The organism is Streptomyces sp. NK15101, from assembly GCF_020400725.1.
GTDB lineage: Bacteria > Actinomycetota > Actinomycetes > Streptomycetales > Streptomycetaceae > Streptomyces.
Genome location: NZ_JAINVG010000076.1, coordinates 1 through 17,645 on the forward strand (window position 1 = coordinate 1; position 17,645 = coordinate 17,645).

General features: G+C 75.3%; 13 protein-coding genes. 5 read left to right on the plus strand and 8 right to left on the minus strand.

The genetic code is table 11. From position 1 onward, the window contains the following. Nucleotides 1-4: 4 nt before the first annotated feature. Nucleotides 5-1,288, minus strand: coding sequence for a DUF6350 family protein (locus tag K7G60_RS29980; protein WP_225804108.1), 1,284 nt, complete (start codon nucleotides 1,286-1,288; stop codon nucleotides 5-7). A 119-nt stretch (nucleotides 1,289-1,407) separates the two neighbouring features. On the opposite strand from K7G60_RS29980, the gene K7G60_RS29985 reads away from it, so the two are divergent. Next, a complete protein-coding gene (locus tag K7G60_RS29985; protein WP_225804109.1) occupies nucleotides 1,408-2,901 on the plus strand; it encodes a helix-turn-helix domain-containing protein in 1,494 nt (497 codons plus the stop codon). Nucleotides 2,902-3,071: 170 nt separating this feature from the next. Here K7G60_RS29985 and sucD read toward each other — a convergent pair whose 3' ends face one another. The 6 genes from sucD to K7G60_RS30015 all read right to left on the minus strand — a co-directional run bounded on the left by sucD (nucleotide 3,072) and on the right by K7G60_RS30015 (nucleotide 10,954). Further along, on the minus strand, nucleotides 3,072-3,956 hold the full coding sequence (gene sucD, locus K7G60_RS29990) for a succinate--CoA ligase subunit alpha (protein ID WP_086823933.1): 885 nt from the start codon (nucleotides 3,954-3,956) through the stop codon (nucleotides 3,072-3,074). Nucleotides 3,957-3,977: 21 nt separating this feature from the next. After that, on the minus strand, nucleotides 3,978-5,156 hold the full coding sequence (sucC, locus tag K7G60_RS29995) for an ADP-forming succinate--CoA ligase subunit beta (protein WP_225804110.1): 1,179 nt from the start codon (nucleotides 5,154-5,156) through the stop codon (nucleotides 3,978-3,980). A gap of 395 nt (nucleotides 5,157-5,551) precedes the next feature. After that, a complete protein-coding gene (locus tag K7G60_RS30000) occupies nucleotides 5,552-6,667 on the minus strand; it encodes a VWA domain-containing protein (protein WP_225804133.1) in 1,116 nt (371 codons plus the stop codon). A 176-nt stretch (nucleotides 6,668-6,843) separates the two neighbouring features. Continuing rightward, the gene (locus tag K7G60_RS30005; protein WP_374115711.1) at nucleotides 6,844-9,165 is read right to left on the minus strand and encodes a DUF5682 family protein; all 2,322 of its coding nucleotides are present in this window, start codon (nucleotides 9,163-9,165) and stop codon (nucleotides 6,844-6,846) included. 110 nt (nucleotides 9,166-9,275) lie between these two features. Further along, nucleotides 9,276-10,433: an AAA family ATPase gene (locus K7G60_RS30010; RefSeq protein ID WP_225804112.1), complete on the minus strand. Its 1,158-nt coding sequence runs from the start codon at nucleotides 10,431-10,433 to the stop codon at nucleotides 9,276-9,278. A gap of 107 nt (nucleotides 10,434-10,540) precedes the next feature. Next, nucleotides 10,541-10,954 (minus strand): hypothetical protein, encoded by a 414-nt coding sequence (locus K7G60_RS30015; protein WP_225804113.1) that lies wholly within the window; start codon nucleotides 10,952-10,954, stop codon nucleotides 10,541-10,543. 148 nt (nucleotides 10,955-11,102) lie between these two features. Here K7G60_RS30015 and K7G60_RS30020 point away from each other — a divergent pair, with 148 nt between their 5' ends. Next, entirely contained in the window at nucleotides 11,103-12,449 is a 1,347-nt protein-coding gene (locus tag K7G60_RS30020; RefSeq protein WP_225804114.1) for an SWIM zinc finger family protein, read from the plus strand. Between the two features lie 38 nt (nucleotides 12,450-12,487). Then, on the plus strand, nucleotides 12,488-14,182 hold the full coding sequence (locus K7G60_RS30025) for a DUF5691 domain-containing protein (RefSeq protein WP_225804115.1): 1,695 nt from the start codon (nucleotides 12,488-12,490) through the stop codon (nucleotides 14,180-14,182). A 96-nt stretch (nucleotides 14,183-14,278) separates the two neighbouring features. Here K7G60_RS30025 and K7G60_RS30030 read toward each other — a convergent pair whose 3' ends face one another. Then, entirely contained in the window at nucleotides 14,279-14,686 is a 408-nt protein-coding gene (locus tag K7G60_RS30030; protein WP_225804116.1) for a cobalamin B12-binding domain-containing protein, read from the minus strand. A 297-nt stretch (nucleotides 14,687-14,983) separates the two neighbouring features. Here K7G60_RS30030 and K7G60_RS30035 point away from each other — a divergent pair, with 297 nt between their 5' ends. Both K7G60_RS30035 and K7G60_RS30040 read left to right on the plus strand, forming a co-directional pair. Beyond that, a complete protein-coding gene (locus tag K7G60_RS30035) occupies nucleotides 14,984-15,775 on the plus strand; it encodes an alpha/beta fold hydrolase (RefSeq protein WP_225804117.1) in 792 nt (263 codons plus the stop codon). A 222-nt stretch (nucleotides 15,776-15,997) separates the two neighbouring features. Then, a complete protein-coding gene (locus K7G60_RS30040; RefSeq protein ID WP_225804118.1) occupies nucleotides 15,998-17,605 on the plus strand; it encodes a M23 family metallopeptidase in 1,608 nt (535 codons plus the stop codon). Nucleotides 17,606-17,645 lie beyond the last annotated feature (40 nt).

A 17,645-nucleotide genomic window follows, 5' to 3' on the forward strand; every position in this document is an offset into this window, starting at 1 on the left:
CGGGTCAGCGCCTCGGCCCGCGTGCTGCTGATGGCACCAGGGGGCCGCCCGCCGCGACGGGCGCCGGCACGGGCACGGCCGAGGGCCGGGGCCTCCTGGAGCGCGGGACCCGGCGGCCCCAGGCCCGTACCCCGAGCGCCACCGGGATCCCCGCGCAGGCTCCCCACAGCACCGCCGCCACGCCCGCCTGCCACCACACGGGGCCGAACGCCGAGAGCCGGCCGGTGCCGAGCGGGCCGCCCGCGGCGGCCGCCAGGGCGGCGACGGCCGCCCCGCACGCCCCGGCCGCGCCGAACGCCGTCAGGGCCGCCTCCCGGGCCGCCCAGGCCCGGGAGGCGCGGCCCACGCGGTGGCCCTGGAGCACCGCGGCGGCCAGCGGGACCGCGGCGGCCGCCCAGTGGACCCAGGTGCCGCGCCCCCCGGCGGGCAGCGCCGCCAGGAGCGGGAAGGGCGGCACGGCCGGATCGCCGACGAGCCCCAGGGGGGTCGCGAGTGCTCCCGTGCCGAGGGCGAAGCCGGGCCCGAGCCCGTACGCGGCTCCCCAGACGGCCGCGTTCGGCAGCAGCGCCAGGACGAGCAGCAGGACCGTCACCCGACCGGACCACTCCCCCGCGAGTCCTTCGAACGAGGCCTGCGCCCGGCCCGCGTGCCAGGCGAGCGAGACGGCCGCGGCCACCGCGCCGCCGCCGAGCAGCGTCAGCGTCCCGAGCCCGGCGGCGCGCAGGGCGGCCGCCGCCCGCTGCCCGGGCAGCGGGCGGCCGAGCGCCGTCCAGACGCCCGCGCCCGCCGCGCCGGTGACGACTGCGGGCAGCCAGAGGCCGGCCGTGACGAGGTCGGCGGGCAGCGGGCCGCTCTCGCTGTAGATCACGACGGCGGCCGCCACCAGCAGGTACCCCCCGGCGACGGCGGCGACGGCGCCGCCCGGCGAGGGGCGCGGCCTGCTCCCGTCGTCCCCGGGGTCGAGGGTGTCGCGGGCGGTCCGGTGCACGAGCCAGACGGGCAGGGCGACGAGCAGCAGCGGGGCGATGCCGAGGGGGGCGGGCAGGCCGGACAGGGTGTCCGTGCGGATCAGGTCCACGCCGTGGGCGAGCAGCCAGATCCCGGCGGCGACGTGCAGGGCGCCGACGGGACCGCTGTCGGGGTACGGGGAGCTGATCCAGGCCGCGATCACCAGGACCGCGAGGGCGCCGAGGCCGAGTCCGGCGGCGACCCCGCCCCGGACGCAGGCGGTGGCGAGCGCGGCGGAACGGCCGCCCTGGACCAGGGGGTGCTCGGTCACATGGGTCACGGGGTCATGCTGCCAACGACACGCGCTTTCCCCGCGTAACAGGCAAACCTCCGTTGTGTCGCTCAATATACGTTTATGTACTTTTCCGCCCATAGCAGCGCTGCGGGAGGTCGACACCGATGAGCCGGAGCACCGCGGATTCCGCATCCTCCGTCCCCCTGCCTGCCCCCAAGGAGCGGCGCAGGCTGCGTGAGGCCCTCGCCATGAGCGAGGAGCAGGTCGCCGAGGCCATGGGCGTCACGAAGGCCACGGTGAGGTCATGGGAGACCGGGCGCTCGGCGCCCCGGGGCCGCAAGCGCGAGGCGTACGCGAAGCTGCTCGCCGCGCCCGGGCCGGAGCACCCGCTCCCGGCCGCGCCCCGGCCCACCGCCCTCACGCGTCCCCCGGCAGAGCCCGGGACGCCGACGGAGGCGGAGACCCGGGCGGAGCCGGAGACCTGGGCGGAGACCGAGGCCCGGCCGGCCCGGTCGCAGGCGCAGGCGGCCCGGACGGAGGCCCAGGCCGAGGCGCGCGGAGGCCGGTCGCAGGCACAGGCCCAGTCGGTCCGGGCCCACGCCCAACCGGCCTGGTCGCAGGCACAGGCACACCCCCAGCAACAGCAGCCGCAGCCGTCGGCTTCGGGCAACGTGCGGCCGAGGGCCGCCGTCAAGCGGGCCGCCAAGCCGCCGCGGGCCCCGTCCCCGGTCCCGGCCATCTCGTCGGCCCCCGCCCGCAAAGGCCCTCCGAAGCCGCCGGAGCGGCTGAAACCGGCGGCGGAGGCCCCCGGAGAACCGGCCGCCCCCACGGAACCGGCCGCCCCCGCCGGGCCGCCGGCCCTCACCCCCGAGGAGGCCTTCGACGCGCTGTACGCGTACGCGGCGCCCGGCCTCGCCCACCAGACGTACCTGCTCACGGGGCGCCGCCGGCTCTCCCGGGAGGCCGTCGAGCACGCCTTCCACCACGCATGGGCGCACTGGCCCGAGGTCGCTCGGGACCCGGACCCGGTGGGCTGGGTGCGGGCGACGGCGTACGAGTACGCCCTCTCCCCCTGGCACCGGTTCCGGCGCGCCCACCGCCACCCCGACGCCCCGCCGAACGAGGCGAACCGCCGGACACTGCTCGGCGCGCTCCTCGAACTGCCGCCGTCGTACCGCCGTACCGTCCTGCTCTACGACGGGCTCGGCCTGGACCTGCCGGAGACGGCGGCCGAGACGGAGGCGAGCACGCCCGCCGCCGCCAACCGGCTGCTGCACGCCCGGACGGTCCTCGGCGAGCGGATCCCCGAACTCGCCGAGCCGGAGGCCCTGCACCGGCAGCTGAGCGCGCTGGTCGCGGAGGCGCCGACGGCGGCGCTGCTGCCCGCCCGCGCGGTCCGGACGGGCAGCGAGCGCCGGATCCGCAGCTGGACGCGGGCGGTGCTCGGGGTGACGGCGGTCCTCGTCGCGGTGACCGGCTTCACGGCGGCGACCGCACCGACCCGCTACATCCCGGTGAACGCCCCCGGCGAGACCGTCAACGGGGTGCCCCTGCGCGGCGGCCCGCAGAAGCTCGGCCCGGAGGACCTGGAGCTCCGCGACAAGCTGCGCTCCGAGCCCAACCCGGGCCCGGAGCGGCTGGTCCCGGCGGTCGGCTAGGGCCTGTCGGTCGGTTAAGGCCTGTCGGTCGGCTGAGGCCTGTCCGCCCCGATCCGCCGGCCGCGCTCCAGCCGTCCGGACACGAAGCGGGCCCCGCCCCTCCCGGTCTTCCGGGAGGGGCGGGGCCCGCTCGCGTGCTGCCTGTCAGGCCGCTGTGCGTATCAGCCTGTTCAGCCCGCGAGGATGGCGCGCGCCAGCTTGGCGGTCTCGGTCGGCGTCTTGCCGACCTTGACGCCGGCGGCCTCGAGGGCCTCCTTCTTCGCCTGGGCGGTGCCGGAGGAGCCGGAGACGATGGCGCCGGCGTGGCCCATGGTCTTGCCCTCGGGCGCGGTGAAGCCCGCGACGTAGCCGACGACCGGCTTGGTGACGTTGGCCTTGATGAAGTCGGCCGCGCGCTCCTCGGCGTCGCCGCCGATCTCGCCGATCATGACGATCAGGTCGGTGTCGGGGTCCGCCTCGAACGCCGCGAGGGCGTCGATGTGCGTGGTGCCGATGACCGGGTCGCCACCGATGCCGACGGCGGAGGAGAAGCCGAGGTCACGGAGCTCGTACATCATCTGGTACGTCAGCGTGCCGGACTTCGAGACCAGGCCGATGCGGCCCGGCTTCGTGATGTCGCCCGGGATGATGCCGGCGTTGGACTGGCCCGGGGTGATGAGACCGGGGCAGTTCGGGCCGATGAGGCGGGTCTTGTTGCCCTTCTCGACGGCGTACGCGTAGAACGCGGCCGAGTCGTGGACGGCGATGCCCTCGGTGATGACGACGGCGAGCGGGATCTCGGCGTCGATCGCCTCGACGACCGCGGCCTTCGCGAAGGCCGGCGGGACGAAGAGGACCGAGACGTTGGCGCCGGTCTCCTTCATGGCCTCGGCGACGGTGCCGAAGACCGGGACCTCGGTGCCGTCGAAGTCGACCTTGGTGCCGGCCTTGCGCGGGTTCACGCCGCCGACGATGTTGGTGCCGTCACCGAGCATGAGCTTGGTGTGCTTCATGCCCGTGGCACCGGTCATGCCCTGGACGATGACCTTGCTGTCCTTGTTGAGGAAGATAGCCATGGCTGTGGTTTCCCCTGTCCCTTACTTCGCAGCCGCGAGCTCGGCGGCCTTGTCGGCCGCGCCGTCCATGGTGTCCACGCGCTGCACGAGCGGGTGGTTGGCGTCCGACAGGATCTTGCGACCCAGCTCCGCGTTGTTGCCGTCGAGACGGACGACCAGCGGCTTGGTGACCTCTTCGCCCTTCGAGGCGAGGAGCTCCAGGGCCTGCACGATGCCGTTGGCGACCTCGTCACAGGCGGTGATGCCACCGAAGACGTTGACGAACACGGACTTGACGTCCGGGTCGCCGAGGATGATCTCCAGGCCGTTCGCCATGACCTCGGCGGAGGCGCCGCCGCCGATGTCGAGGAAGTTGGCCGGCTTCACGCCGCCGTGGTTCTCACCGGCGTACGCGACGACGTCCAGCGTCGACATGACCAGGCCCGCGCCGTTGCCGATGATGCCGACCTGGCCGTCGAGCTTGACGTAGTTGAGGCCCTTGGCCTTGGCGGCAGCCTCGAGCGGGTTGGCTGCGGCCTTGTCCTCGAGGGCCTCGTGCTCCGGCTGGCGGAAGTCGGCGTTGGCGTCCAGGGAGACCTTGCCGTCGAGGGCGATGACCTCGCCGGAGGCGACCTTGGCCAGCGGGTTGACCTCGACGAGGAGGGCGTCCTCGGCGACGAAGGTCTTCCACAGGGTCACGAGGACCTCGGCGACCTGCTCGGCGACCTCGGCCGGGAACTGCGCCTGGGCGACGATCTCGCGGGCCTTCTCGATGTCGACGCCCTTGTTGGCGTCGACCGGCACCTTCGCGAGCTTCTCGGGGGTCGTCGCGGCGACCTCCTCGATGTCCATGCCACCGGCGACGGACGCCATGGCGAGGAAGGTGCGGTTGGTGCGGTCGAGGAGGTACGAGACGTAGTACTCCTCGACGATCTCCGGAGCGGTCTCCGCGATCATCACCTTGTGGACCGTGTGGCCCTTGATGTCCATCCCGAGGATGTCCGTCGCGCGGGCGACGGCCTCGTCCGGGGTGGCGGCCAGCTTGACGCCGCCGGCCTTGCCGCGGCCACCGACCTTCACCTGCGCCTTGACGACCGACTTGCCGCCAAGACGCTCGGTGGCCTCGCGCGCCGCCTCAGGCGTGTCGATGACTTCACCGGCCAGCACCGGTACACCGTGCTTGGCGAAGAGGTCCCTCGCCTGGTACTCGAACAGGTCCACGCGCGTCCGTCCCTTTTCTGATGATCGCGGTTCGTTGTCTGCGTGGGCGTGCCGCGGAGGGCAACGTGACTGCGCTGTCACAAGGGAGGCGTGCACGGAGTCCGTGGACGCGGCATGTCCGTCTCGCAGGTTATCCCCGTGGGCCGTGGGTCCCTAAATCGCAGGTCACACCAGAGCGGTGATACGGGTCACAGAACGTACGGGCCGGAGGGCTGTCCGTAGGGGTGTCGGGACGGGCCCGGAGACCCCTCGTGGCAGGCGGGGACCGGCCTTCGGGGTGCTCACGACGCGCCGTCGCTCAGGGTGAGGGCCGCTCCGCCACGAGTGTGATATGGACCTCAGTCGGGTCGCGCGCGCCCGTGTGGGTGGCCCCGCGGCGACGGATTCCGCACCCCTCAGCCCCCGGGTATCGGGAGCGGGCGCTTCTCCAGGGCGGCCGCCATGATCTCCGGGAACAGGTCGGGGGTGCAGGCGAAGGCCGGGGCGCCGAGCGCGGCGAGCGCCGCCGCGTGGTCCCGGTCGTAGGCGGGGGCGCCCTCGTCGGAGAGCGCGAGCAGGGCGACGAACTGGACGCCGGAGGCCTTCATGGCCGCGACCCGCTTCAGCATCTCGTCCCGGATGCCTCCCTCGTAGAGGTCGCTGACGAGGACGACGACGGTGTCGGCGGGGCGGGTGATCCTCGACTGGCAGTAGGCGAGGGCGCGGTTGATGTCGGTGCCGCCGCCGAGCCGGGTGCCGAAGAGGACGTCGACCGGGTCGTCGAGCTGTTCGGTCAGGTCGACGACGGAGGTGTCGAAGACGACGAGGCGGGTCGAGAGCGTCCGCATCGAGGCGAGCACCGCCCCGAAGACGGCGGCGTGGACGACGGAGGCGGCCATGGAGCCCGACTGGTCGACGCAGAGCACGACCTCCTTCCTGACCGCCCGGGAGGAGCGCCCGTGGCCGACGAGCCGCTCGGGGACGACCGTGCGGTGCTCGGGCAGGTAGTGCTTGAGGTTGGCGCGGATCGTGCGGTCCCAGTCGATGTCCCGGTGGCGGGGGCGGCTGATCCGGGCGGAGCGGTCGAGCGCGCCGGTGAGGGTGGTGCGGGTCCGGGCGGCGAGGCGCTTCTCCAGGTCGTCGACGACCTTGCGGACGACGGCCCGGGCGGTCTCCCGGGTCGTCTCGGGCATCGCCTTGCCGAGGGAGAGCAGGGTGCCGACGAGGTGCACGTCGGCCTCGACGGCCGCCAGCATCTCCGGCTCCAGGAGGAGGGTGGCGAGCCCGAGCCGGTCGATGGCGTCGCGCTGCATGACCTGGACGACGGAGCTCGGGAAGTACGTGCGAATGTCGCCGAGCCAGCGGGCGACGGAGGGCGCGGACGCCCCGAGCCCCGCGGAGCGGTCCCGGCCGGTGCGGGGGCCGCTCTCGCCCGGGCGGTCGTAGAGCGCGGCGAGGGCTCCGTCCAAGGCGGCGTCGGCGCCGGTGAGCGCCCGGCCGGTGCCGTCGGCCTCCCCACCGCCCAGCACCATCCGCCAGCGCCGCAGCCGCTCGTCGTCGGTGAGCGTGGTGCTGGTGGCGGGCGTGCCTTCGCGGGTGGCCGCGGGATCGGTGGCGGCCGCGTCGGCGTGGGTGGTGACGGGGCCGTGGGTGGCGGCGGGGTCGTGGGTGATGGCGGGGCCGTGGGTGATGGCGGGGCCGGTGCCGGTCATGCGGGGGCCTCCGTTCCGAGGATGAGGTGGAGCAGTGGCAGTACGGCGTCCGCCCGCTCGGGGTCGGAGGTCGGGGCGAAGCCGGGCACGCCGGGCGCGGAGGGTCCCGGGCCGCCGGAACGGGGTCCCCGCGCGACCAGCTCCCCGAGGGTGCGGCGCACGCCCTGCTCGTAACCGGAGAAGGTGCGCCGCAGCAGCGGAAGGACGTCGGTGAACGCCCCGGCCGGGACGGACGTCAGCCAGGCGTCGACCAGTCCGAGGAGCCGCTCGTCGTGGACGAGGAGCAGTCCGCCGCCGGAGGCCCCGCCGACGAAGCCGTCGATCCAGGCGGCGGCGTCGGCCGGCGGGGTGCCGGGCGAGAGGGCACGGCTCATGATCAGGGCGGCCTCGCCGTCGGCGATCCGGCCCTCGTCGAGCAGCAGCCGGGCGGCCCGCCCCCGCAGGACGCCCGGTGTCCGGTCGCGGTCGGCGAGCCGGCGCAGCACCCCGGCCCAGTGGTCGACGAGGTCGGGGCGGTCCGGGAGGAGGCCGATCGCCGTGTGGACGGCGTCGAGCCGGTCCCGCATCTGCGCGGCGGCGTCCGTGTCGAGTCCGGCGCAGGCGGGCGGCAGGCCGACGCAGATCCGTTCGGCGAGCCCGGCGGCGACCTCGCCGAGGGCCGCCGTGCCGGTGCCGCGGACGTCGCCGTAGCGCAGGGCGCGGGCCAGGGCCGGGAGGGCCTCGGCGAGGTGGGCGACGTCGGTGTCGAGCGCGGCCCGGTCGGCGAGCGCCCGCATGACGACCGGCAGCGCGTCCGTGAGCCCGGCGAGGAGGCACTGCTCGGCGAGGGCGGTGATGTCGCCGAGGGTGGTCGCGGCGAGGGCACGGGCCTCGGCCCTGGCGGTGGCGGCGGCCTCGACGGTGGTCCCCCAGCCGCCGGCCTCGGCGACCTGGACGTGCAGCTCGGGCTCCCAGCGCAGCCGCCAGGTCTCCCGGAATGTGCCGGTGCCGGCCCGTCCGGCGGCCGGCTCGCCCCAGTGGACGCCCAGGAGGCGCAGCCGGTGCAGCAGACGGCTGCGCTCACCGTCGGTCTCCTTGCGGAGGTCGAGTCCGAGCTCTCGTTCCTGCGCCTCGGGCTTGAGGCGCAGGGTGCGCTGGCGGCGGGTCAGATCGCGTTGGAGGGGGACGGCGGGGGCGGCGGCCGGGACCTCGCCGAGGACGTCGCCGACGACGAGGCGGTCGCGGACGAGGTCGAGCGGCACGTCGGAGCCCTCGCAGAGGACGGCGCGGACGGCGTCGGTCGTCTCGTCGAGGCCGGGGTGCGGGCGGCCGCGCAGGGCGGCGAGCGTCTCGGCGAGCCGGACGGCCTCGATGACGTGGGCGGCGGAGACGGGGTGGTCCTCGGCCCTGAGGAGCCCGGCGACCTTCGTCATCCAGCGCTCGACGGGCCGGTCGGGGGCGGCGAAGAGGTGTCCGTACCAGCCGGGGGCGTCGATTCCGGCGCCGTAGCCGGAGCGGCGGGCGAGTCTGCGGTGGGTCCAGGGGACCCAGGTCAGCTCGGCCTTCACCCGGGGCAGGCCCTTGAGGAGGGCCTTGTCGGCGGCGACGGTGGTCCTGCGGGTGAGGGCGGGCACGTGCCAGGCGCCGCAGACGACGGCGACGGAGTCCCCGAACTCCTTGCGGGCGGCGCGCAGCCGGAGCCGCATGTGCGCCTCGCGGACCAGGTCGCGGGGGTGGCCGCCGTGTCCGTACGTCTCGCGGAGGGCGCCCATGGCCTCGGCGAGGACCTCGAAGGGAGCGGTGGGGTCGCCGTCGCCGCGCAGCTCGACGGCGTCCTCCCACCAGCGCTCGGCGTCCTCGTACCCGGCGGCCCCGGCGAGTTCGGCGACCGGGTCGATCCGCGGGCCTCCGCCCGTGACCTCCTCCTCGTCCCTCCAGGTGGGGTCGGCGGCGGCGAGGGCGTGGGCGGCGGGCAGGTCGACGAAGCGGACGGCGGCGCCGTGGTCGAGGGCCCAGCGGATCGCGACCCACTCGGGCGAGAACTCGGCCATCGGCCAGAACGCGGCCCGGCCGGGGTCGTCCACCGCGTGGGCGAGCAGCGCGACGGGCGGGCGCATGTCCGGGTCCGCGGCGAGCTCCACGAGGGCGTCGGCCTCCGCGGGCCCCTCGACGAGCACCGCGGCGGGCCGCGCCGCCTCCAGCGCCGCCCGCACCCCCCGCGCGGACCCGGGCCCGTGATGCCGCACCCCGAGCAGCAGGGGCTCGCGCCACCGCCCGCCGGCCCCGCCGGGGCGGGAGCCGGCGCCCGGGGCCGGGGACGCACCGGAGGCGGGCGGCATGTCCGGGCGCCCGGCCCCAGGAGCGCCGGAGGCCGGGGGCGCGCCCGACGCTCGGCCCGCGTCCCGGGACGGGTCCGACGGGCGGGAGGCCTGCGGGGCCGTGGCCGTCGTCATGCGCTCACCTCGCGGCAGGCGCGGTAGAAGTCCTTCCAGCCGTCTCTCTCCCTCACCACCGTTTCCAGGTACTCCTGCCAGACGACCCGGTCGGCCGCCGGGTCGCGGACGACCGCGCCGAGGATGCCGGCGGCGATGTCGCCGGGGCGCAGGACGCCGTCGCCGAAGTGGGCGGCGAGGGCGAGGCCTCCGGTGACGACGGAGATCGCCTCGGCCGTGGAGAGCGTCCCCGAGGGGGACTTGACCCTGGTCCGGCCGTCGGTGGTGACCCCGTCCCGCAGCTCGCGGAAGACGGTGACGACCCGGCGGATCTCGTCCGCTCCGTCGGGCAGGGCGGGCAGTTCCAGGGAGCGGCCGAGCTGCTCGACCCGGCGGGCGACGATGTCGACCTCCGCCTCGGGGGTGGCGGGCAGCGGAAGCACGACGGTGTTGAAGCGGCGGCGCAGGGCGCTGGAGAGCTCGTTGACGCCCCGGTCGCGGTCGTTGGCGGTGGCTATCAGATTGAAGCCGGGGACGGCCTGCACCTCCTGGCCCAGTTCGGGGACGGGCAGGGTCTTCTCGGACAGGATCGTGATGAGCGTGTCCTGCACGTCCGGGGGGATGCGGGTGAGCTCCTCGACCCGGGCGGTCATGCCCTGGGACATCGCGCGCATCACGGGGCTGGGGACGAGGGCGTCCCCGCTGGGGCCGTGGGCGAGGAGCCGCGCGTAGTTCCAGCCGTACCGGATGGCCTCCTCGGGCGTGCCGGCGGTGCCCTGGACGAGGAGGGTGGAGTCGCCGCTGACGGCGGCGGCGAGGTGCTCGGAGACCCAGGTCTTGGCGGTGCCGGGGACGCCGAGCAGGAGCAGCGCCCGGTCGGTGGCGAGCGTGGTGACGGCGACTTCCACGATGCGGCGCGGCCCGACGTACTTGGGCGTGATGACGGTGCCGTCGGGGAGCGTGCCGCCGAGGAGGTAGGTGGCGACGGCCCACGGGGAGAGGCGCCAGCGGGCGGGCCGGGGCCGGTCGTCGGCGGCGGCGAGGGCCATGAGTTCGTGGGCGAAGGCGTGCTCCGCGTGCGGCCGCAGGGCCTCGGCGGCGGTCTGCGGCCGTCCCGGTCCGGTGTCCGTCTCGACACCGGAACCGGGCTTCGCGATGGTCTCGGGCACGGGCATGGATCCCCCTCCAGATCGTTCGACCTGCTGTGCGATCCACCGTGCACCATGCCACTGACAATCGGATGTCACCGCTGCTCAGGGCCGGTTGGAGGGGTGAGGGAGGGTCAGCCGACGATCGGGGAGACGGCGACGCAGCCGCCCGCCATCGCCTCCTCGGCCTTGGCCTCCTTGATGACCTTGCCGTTGTGGATGACCTTGCAGGTGAGGTCGGCGGGGTCGAGCGAGACCGGCATGACGGCCGGCGGCATGATGCCCTTCAGCGTCACCGTCTTCTTCCACGGCGTGGCGGGCTTCTTCTCGGACTCGACCTTCGGCTCCATCGCGGTGCCGCCACCGGCGTGGTAGTCGATCGACTCGATGTTCTTGCCGCTGACCTCGTACGTGACCTCGTAGGTCTCGTTCACGGACTTGTCGACCTGGTCGACGGCCTTCTCGGCGGCCTCGGAGCAGGCCCCGAGGCCGAGGGCGAGGCCGGCGACGGCGAGGGCCGAGACGGCGGTGCGGGCGGTGCGCTTCATGGGGTCCCCCTGGGCGGCGTGGTGCGGTTCGTCGGTCGCCGCAGGGAATCGTAAAGGGAGGGTAAAGTCAAATCATCCGCCCTTCGGCCCCTCGCCCGGAACCGCCAGGCCAGGGGCGTTGTCAGTGGCGGCCTCTACCTTCGACGGCATGAATGCCATGGGGGTGCGCTGGACGGCGGAACAGGTGCTTGCGCTGGCTCCTGACGAAGCGTCGCGCAGAGCGGGGAGCAAGCTCGGCACGGCCGGGCCCTGGTCGGAGACGGGCTGCGGCGACGACGCCGTCTGGGGCCTGTGCGAGGGCGGCGGGAGCACGCCGTACCGGACGGTCGTCGACCTCACGGGGCCCGCGTACTCCTGCGGTTGCCCCAGCCGGAAGTTCCCCTGCAAGCACGCGCTGGGCCTGCTGCTGCTCCGGGCGGCGGACGGGATCGCCGCCGAGGACCGCCCCGCGCCCGACTGGGCCGCGCGGTGGCTCACCGCGCGGCGCGGCCGGCCCGCGAGCGCGGGGCCGCGGACCGGGGACGGGACGCCGGCGGCGACGGCGGATCCGGAGGCGGCGCGGCGCCGGGCCGAGCGCAGGGCGGCCCGGATCACCTCGGGCGCGCGGGAGTTGGAGCAGCGGCTCGCCGACCTGCTGCGCGGCGGCCTGGCGGCGGCGGGACAGACGGGGTACGGGCTGTGGGAGGAGACGGCGGCCCGCATGGTCGACGCCCAGGCGCCGGGGCTGGCCGGACGGGTCCGGGAGCTGGGGGCGATACCGGGCTCGGGGCCTGGCTGGCCGGTGCGGCTCCTGGAGGAGTGCGCGCTGACGCACCTCCTCGACCGGGCGTGGCTGGCGGCGGACCGGCTGCCCGCCCCGTTCGCGACGACGGTACGGACCCGGGTGGGTCTCACCGCCCCGGCCGACGGCGTCCCGGTGCGCGACCGCTGGCTGGTCCTCGCACAGTACGACGCGGCCGACGCCCGGCTGACGACCCGGCGGATCTGGCTGCACGGCACGACGACCGGGCGCACCGCGCTCCTGCTCTCCTTCGGCGCGGCGGGCCGGGCGCCGCAGCTCGCGCTCCCCGTGGGCGCGCTCCTCGACGGCGAGTTGACGCCGCACACCGGCTCGGGCCAGGTGCGGGCGGAGCCGGGCGAGCGGTTCGTGCCGGTCGCGGGCCCCGTCGCCCCGCCGGCGGGCGGACCGGTCGGCGCGGCGCTCGACGCGTACGGCCGCGCGCTGTGCGAGGACCCGTGGCTGGACTCCTGGCCCGTGACGCTGGATCAGGTCGTGCCGGCGCCAGCGGAGTACGGCTGGCAGCTCGCCGACGCCGACGGCCGCGAGGCACTGCCCCTGACGCCCGCCGCCCAGTCCCGGCCCGGCCTCTGGCGCCTGGTCGCCCTGTCCGGCGGCGCCCCGGTGACCGTCTTCGGAGAGGTCGGGCACCGGGGGTTCACGCCGCTCGCCGCCTGGTCGCCGGAGACCCCGGGCGAGACGGTCCCCCTCACATGACGCCCGGCCACCGCGCACCGACCCACCGGAGGAGCCCGATGGACACGACCGCGACCACCTCCGCCGCCCACGCGGTGGGAACGACCGCCGACGCGTCCGCCCGGCTCTGGGAGGAGCTCGTCAGCTCGGCGATGCTGGGGACGGACCGGCGGCCTCCCGCCGCGCTCGCGGACTCCGCCGCGGCCCGGGACCTGCCGGGGGCGCTGCTCGACGCCGCCGCGCTGCACACCGTACGGCGCAGGGCGGGGCTGCGGCCCGGGCCCGCCGCGCCCCTGCCGGAGCCCGCGCCCGAGGATCCGCGTGCGCCGCTGCCCGAGGCCGCCCGGCTCCGCCTCGACCAGCTGCTGGCCGGCCGGGCCGCACCCTCGCCCACCGGGCGGCGCGGGGCCGCCCCCGACCTGGCCGAGCTGCTCCCCCAGTGGCTGGTCCTCGCCGACCGGCACGGCTACAAGGCGCCGCCCGCCGCCCTGCCCGCGCTGCTCGACGCGGCCAGGGCCCGCACCGATCTGCGCCCCCAGGCTCTGCGTCTGGCCGGTCCGCGCGGTGCGTGGCTGGCCCGGCTCAACCCCGAGTGGAGGTTCGCCCTCCGGGGCCGGGGCGCGGCCGGCCGGCTCCCGTCCCCGAAGGACGCCGAGGGGGTCGGCGCGCTGTGGGACGAGGGCCTGTTCGCCGAGCGGGTCGCCCTGCTCGCCGCCGTACGGGCCGAGGACCCGGCCGCCGGCCGCGCGCTGCTCGCCTCGACCTGGTCCACCGAGCGGGCGGAGGACCGGCTGATGTTCCTGGACTCGCTGCGGGCCGGGCTCTCCGACGCCGACGAGGAGTTCCTGGAGAAGGCCCTCGACGACCGAAGCCGCAACGTCCGGGCCACTGCCGCCGAGCTGCTCTCCGCCCTGCCGGCCTCCGCCCTCGCCGGCCGGATGGCGGCCCGGGCCGCCACCTGCGTCGGCCTGGACCGGACGGCCCCGACGCCGACGATCGCCGTCGAGGCCCCGCACGAGTGCGACGCGGCGATGCAGCGGGACGGCCTGGTGGCGACGCCTCCGGCGGGCCGGGGCGAGCGTTCCTGGTGGCTCGGCCAGCTCGTCGAGGCGACGCCGCTGCACTCCTGGCCGGCCAGGTTCGGCGGGCGCGGCCCGGAGGAGATCGTGGCCCTGCCGGTCGCCGACGACTGGCAGGGCGAACTGCACGCCGCCTGGTGCCGGGCCGCCGTGCGACAGCGGGACCCGGCGTGGTCGCGCGCGCTGCTCGGATCCCCCGCCGTCCCGCCCGCGACGGGCCCCGGCACCTCGTCCCTGGCCGAGCGCGCCCAGCTGCTGTCGACGCTGCCCGTGGAGGAGCGGGCGCGCTGGGTCGCCTCGTTCATCGCGGCGCACGGGCTGTCGGAGGCGTTCCAGCTGCTCGGCGTCTGCGCCGTCCCGTGGGCGGAGCCGCTCGGCGCCGCGGTGATCGACGCGCTCGACATCGCGCGCGAGGCGGGCAGTTACCCGTGGAGCTTCAGCGGGGTGATGGGCCTGGCGGAGCGCTGCCTCGCCCCCGGGGCGGCGCGCCGACTGGAGTTCCTGACGGCCCGTCCGGACGAGGCGGAGGACAGCTCCCCCGGCGCGGGCGACTACTGGTCGGAGGCCTTTCAGCGCCTGGTCTCCACGCTCCGCCTCCGCGCCGCGATGCACGCCGAACTCATGCCGCCCGCCGCCGCACCACCCCCCGACCCCGCACCGCCGTCCGGCTCCTGAGGTGCCGGCCCGGCCGGCGCGGGCCCCGACGCCGGCAGGGCCCCCCGAGTGGGGGAGGGCCCTGCCGGGGAAGGCGCGTGCGCGCCGCGCAGCGGACTACGCGGCGGCGCGGACGTTCGCGTTCACCCACTCGACGATGGACGCGGTCGTCGCGCCCGGCGTGAAGATCTCCGCCACGCCCTTCTCCTTGAGCGGCGGGATGTCCGCGTCGGGGATGATGCCGCCGCCGAAGACCTTGATGTCCTCCGCGTCGCGGTCCTTGAGGAGCTCCAGGACCTTCACGAACAGCGTGTTGTGCGCTCCGGAGAGGATCGAGAGGCCGATCGCGTCGGCGTCCTCCTGGATGGCGGTGTCGACGATCTGCTCGGGCGTCTGGTGGAGCCCGGTGTAGATGACCTCCATGCCCGCGTCGCGCAGCGCCCTCGCGATCACCTTGGCTCCGCGATCGTGGCCGTCGAGACCCGGCTTGGCGACGACCACACGGATCGGACCGCTCACACCCATCACTGCCTCCACATGCGACCCCCGCGCCCGACGGCCGGGGAGGTGAACGAACGTTATCCCCAGCATCCCGCACCGGGCCGTTTCGCGACGGCGCCGGAGGGGGAAATCACACATGGGACATGTTCGCTCTGCGCCGTCCCCGCTTTCGGGCCCTCCTCCTGGGCCCACCAGCCGCGAGCGGGGCCGGTCGCAAAGGGAGCCGTGACGAGGTCACCGCGCCCGCGCCGCCGTCCCGGCGGGCGGTGCACGGCGGACCGGCGTACCGTTCGGCCCCGCGTGCCGTTCGGGAGGCCGGCCATGGAGCTCGCCAAGGTCACCGCCCTCATGAAGGCCACCGCGCTGGAAGTCGCGATCCTCACCGGTCATCTCGTCCTCTACCCGTCGGGGATGATCGCGGAGCGGCTCTCCCCCGCCCCGCCGCCCACGACGATCGCCCCGGGCAACCGGCCGGTGATCCTCCTGCACGGCTTCGTCGACAACCGGTCGGTCTTCGTCATGCTCCGCCGTTCCCTCCTCCGGAACGGCCGTGACCGCGTCGAATCGCTCAACTACTCTCCGCTCACCTGCGACCTGCGGGCCGCCGCCGAGGTGCTGGGCCGGCGGGTGGACGAGGTCCGCGCCCGCACCGGACACGCCGAGGTCGACATCGTCGGGCACAGTCTGGGCGGGCTGATCGCCCGCTATTACGTGCAGCGACTGGGCGGCGACAGCCGGGTGCGCACCCTGGTCACGCTCGGCACCCCGCACGCGGGCACGACGGTGGCCCCGCTCGCCGACGCGCATCCGCTGGTGCGGCAGATGCGGCCGGGTTCGGAGGTCTTGCGGGAGCTCGCCGGGCCCGCACCGGGCTGCCGGACCCGGTTCGTGAGCTTCTGGAGCGATCTGGACCAGGTGATGGTGCCGGTGGAGACGGCCCGGATCGACCACCCCGACCTGCTCGTGCACAACGTGCGGGTGAGCGGCATCGGCCACCTCGCGCTGCCCGTGCATCCGACGGTGGCCGCCGGGGTCCGGGAGGCCCTCGACGCGGGCGGTCCGGTGGCCGTCGGGGCACGGACGGAGGGGTCCGGCACCACCTCCGTCGCCTGACCGCACGACACCGTTCTTCGAACGTTCATCGAACACAAGGCCAAAGCTCTGCACCCCAGCTGGCAAAACGCGGCCGATTGCCCGTTTCCTGCGGGCCCAAACCCCTCCGAAGATTGTCCGCCGCGCGTACCGCCGGGTACAGTCGCGCCACTGCTTACCCCCGGGACACCCCTCACGGGCCCGCCCCGGACTGGTCCTGCTGCCGAGGCGAGAGAGACGTTGGTGAACGACCAGCACCCCCACGCCGGGTACGTCGGAGACGGCGCCCACACCACCGGCAGTTTCGCCATCGACCCGCTGTTCGGCGCCTACCCCGGCGGTCAGGCCGACCACAGCGGCCAGTGGGACCTCGGCCAGTACTCGGCCACCGGCACGTACGCGACGACGGGGCAGTACGACACCACCGGGCAGTACGACACGACCGGGCAGTACGACACGACCGGCCAGTGGGACACCACGGGCCAGTGGAACGCCACCGGCTCCTACGAGGCCACCGGCGCGTACGGGACCGCCGCGACGCAGTACGACACCACCGGGCAGTGGGACGCCTCCGCCTGGACCGAGGCCCAGCACACCGGCCAGTACGAGACCGCCCACGCCGGCACGTACGCCGCCCAGGGCGCGTACGGCTACGAGGCCTACGACGCCACCGGCCAGTGGGCCGCCCCCGCCTTCGCGACCGAGACCGGCGCCTTCGACGCGACCGCGTGGAACCACGCGGCCCCGGAGCCCGAGCCGGTCGTGCCCCACCAGTACACCCCGCAGGTCGAGCACACGGCCGAGTTCGCCTTCGAGTACGTCCCCGCGGATCACGAAGGACACGAGGTGCACGAGGGGCACGAGGGGCAGCAGGGACCTGGCTCCGACGAGGCCGACGAGACCTACCCGGTGTACGAGGCCGACGAGACCTACGACCCGGCCGAGGCCGACGCCGGAGCTCCGGAGGCCCTCGACGGCGAGGACGACGAGGACGACGCCTACGACCAGGACGGGCCGACCGACGGGCCGGCCGTCGAGCTCCGTACCGAGTCGCCCCTCGCCGGCCGCTCCGTGCGCCGCTCCTCCGGCGGCAGCCGCGGCCGTCGCCGTACCCCCGCCAAGCGGTCCGCGCTGCTGACCGTCGCCGTCCCCTCCGCGTGCGTCATGGGAGTCGCCGGCATCGCCGCCGCCTCCGTCAGCGGCCTCACCGGCTCCGACACGACCGGCGGACAGAAGGACGAGACGACCTCGCTGGCCGCCGCCGACCCGGCCTCGGTCAAGCAGGTCGCCGCCAACAGCGCGCTCGACACCCAGCTCGCCGCGCTCAGCGCCGACGCCCGCGACTTCGGCGACCGCGCCAGCCGCACCCAGGAGCGCATCGACCTCCGCGCCCGCCAGGCGGCCGAGAAGAAGAAGCGCGAGGAGGAGGCGGCCCGCAAGGAGGCGATGCGCCCCAAGTACCTGCTGCCGGTGAAGCTCCACCAGCTCAGCGCGCGCTTCGGCCAGTCGGGCGTCAACTGGATGTCGGTGCACACGGGCATCGACTTCCCCGTCCAGTACGGCACCCCCGTCATGGCCGCGACCGACGGCACCGTCCGCACGCAGTGGAACAGCGCCTACGGCAACATGGCGATCGTGACCTCCCCCGACGGCACCGAGACCTGGTACTGCCACCTGAGCAGCACCAAGATCCGCTCGGGTTACGTCAAGGCCGGAGACGTCATCGCCTACTCGGGCAACTCCGGCAACTCCACCGGCCCGCACCTCCACTTCGAGGTCCGGCCGGGCGGCGGCTCCGCGATCGACCCGCTGGCCTGGCTGCTCAAGCACGGCCTCGACCCGACCAGCTGAGCCTCCCGTACGGGAAGCGCCTGGCGAAGCGCCCACGAGA

Excerpts from the sequence above, each read along its gene's own strand:
- K7G60_RS29985 (WP_225804109.1), top strand. The coding sequence starts at position 1,408 with ATGAGCCGGAGCACCGCGGATTCCGCATCCTCCGTCCCCCTGCCTGCC.
- sucD (WP_086823933.1), bottom strand. The coding sequence starts at position 3,956 with ATGGCTATCTTCCTCAACAAGGACAGCAAGGTCATCGTCCAGGGCATG.
- K7G60_RS30000 (WP_225804133.1), bottom strand. The coding sequence starts at position 6,667 with ATGGTGCTGGGCGGTGGGGAGGCCGACGGCACCGGCCGGGCGCTCACC.
- K7G60_RS30005 (WP_374115711.1), bottom strand. The coding sequence starts at position 9,165 with ATGCCGCCCGCCTCCGGTGCGTCCCCGGCCCCGGGCGCCGGCTCCCGC.
- K7G60_RS30010 (WP_225804112.1), bottom strand. The coding sequence starts at position 10,433 with ATGCCCGTGCCCGAGACCATCGCGAAGCCCGGTTCCGGTGTCGAGACG.
- K7G60_RS30015 (WP_225804113.1), bottom strand. The coding sequence starts at position 10,954 with ATGAAGCGCACCGCCCGCACCGCCGTCTCGGCCCTCGCCGTCGCCGGC.
- K7G60_RS30020 (WP_225804114.1), top strand. The coding sequence starts at position 11,103 with ATGAATGCCATGGGGGTGCGCTGGACGGCGGAACAGGTGCTTGCGCTG.
- K7G60_RS30025 (WP_225804115.1), top strand. The coding sequence starts at position 12,488 with ATGGACACGACCGCGACCACCTCCGCCGCCCACGCGGTGGGAACGACC.
- K7G60_RS30030 (WP_225804116.1), bottom strand. The coding sequence starts at position 14,686 with ATGGGTGTGAGCGGTCCGATCCGTGTGGTCGTCGCCAAGCCGGGTCTC.
- K7G60_RS30035 (WP_225804117.1), top strand. The coding sequence starts at position 14,984 with ATGGAGCTCGCCAAGGTCACCGCCCTCATGAAGGCCACCGCGCTGGAA.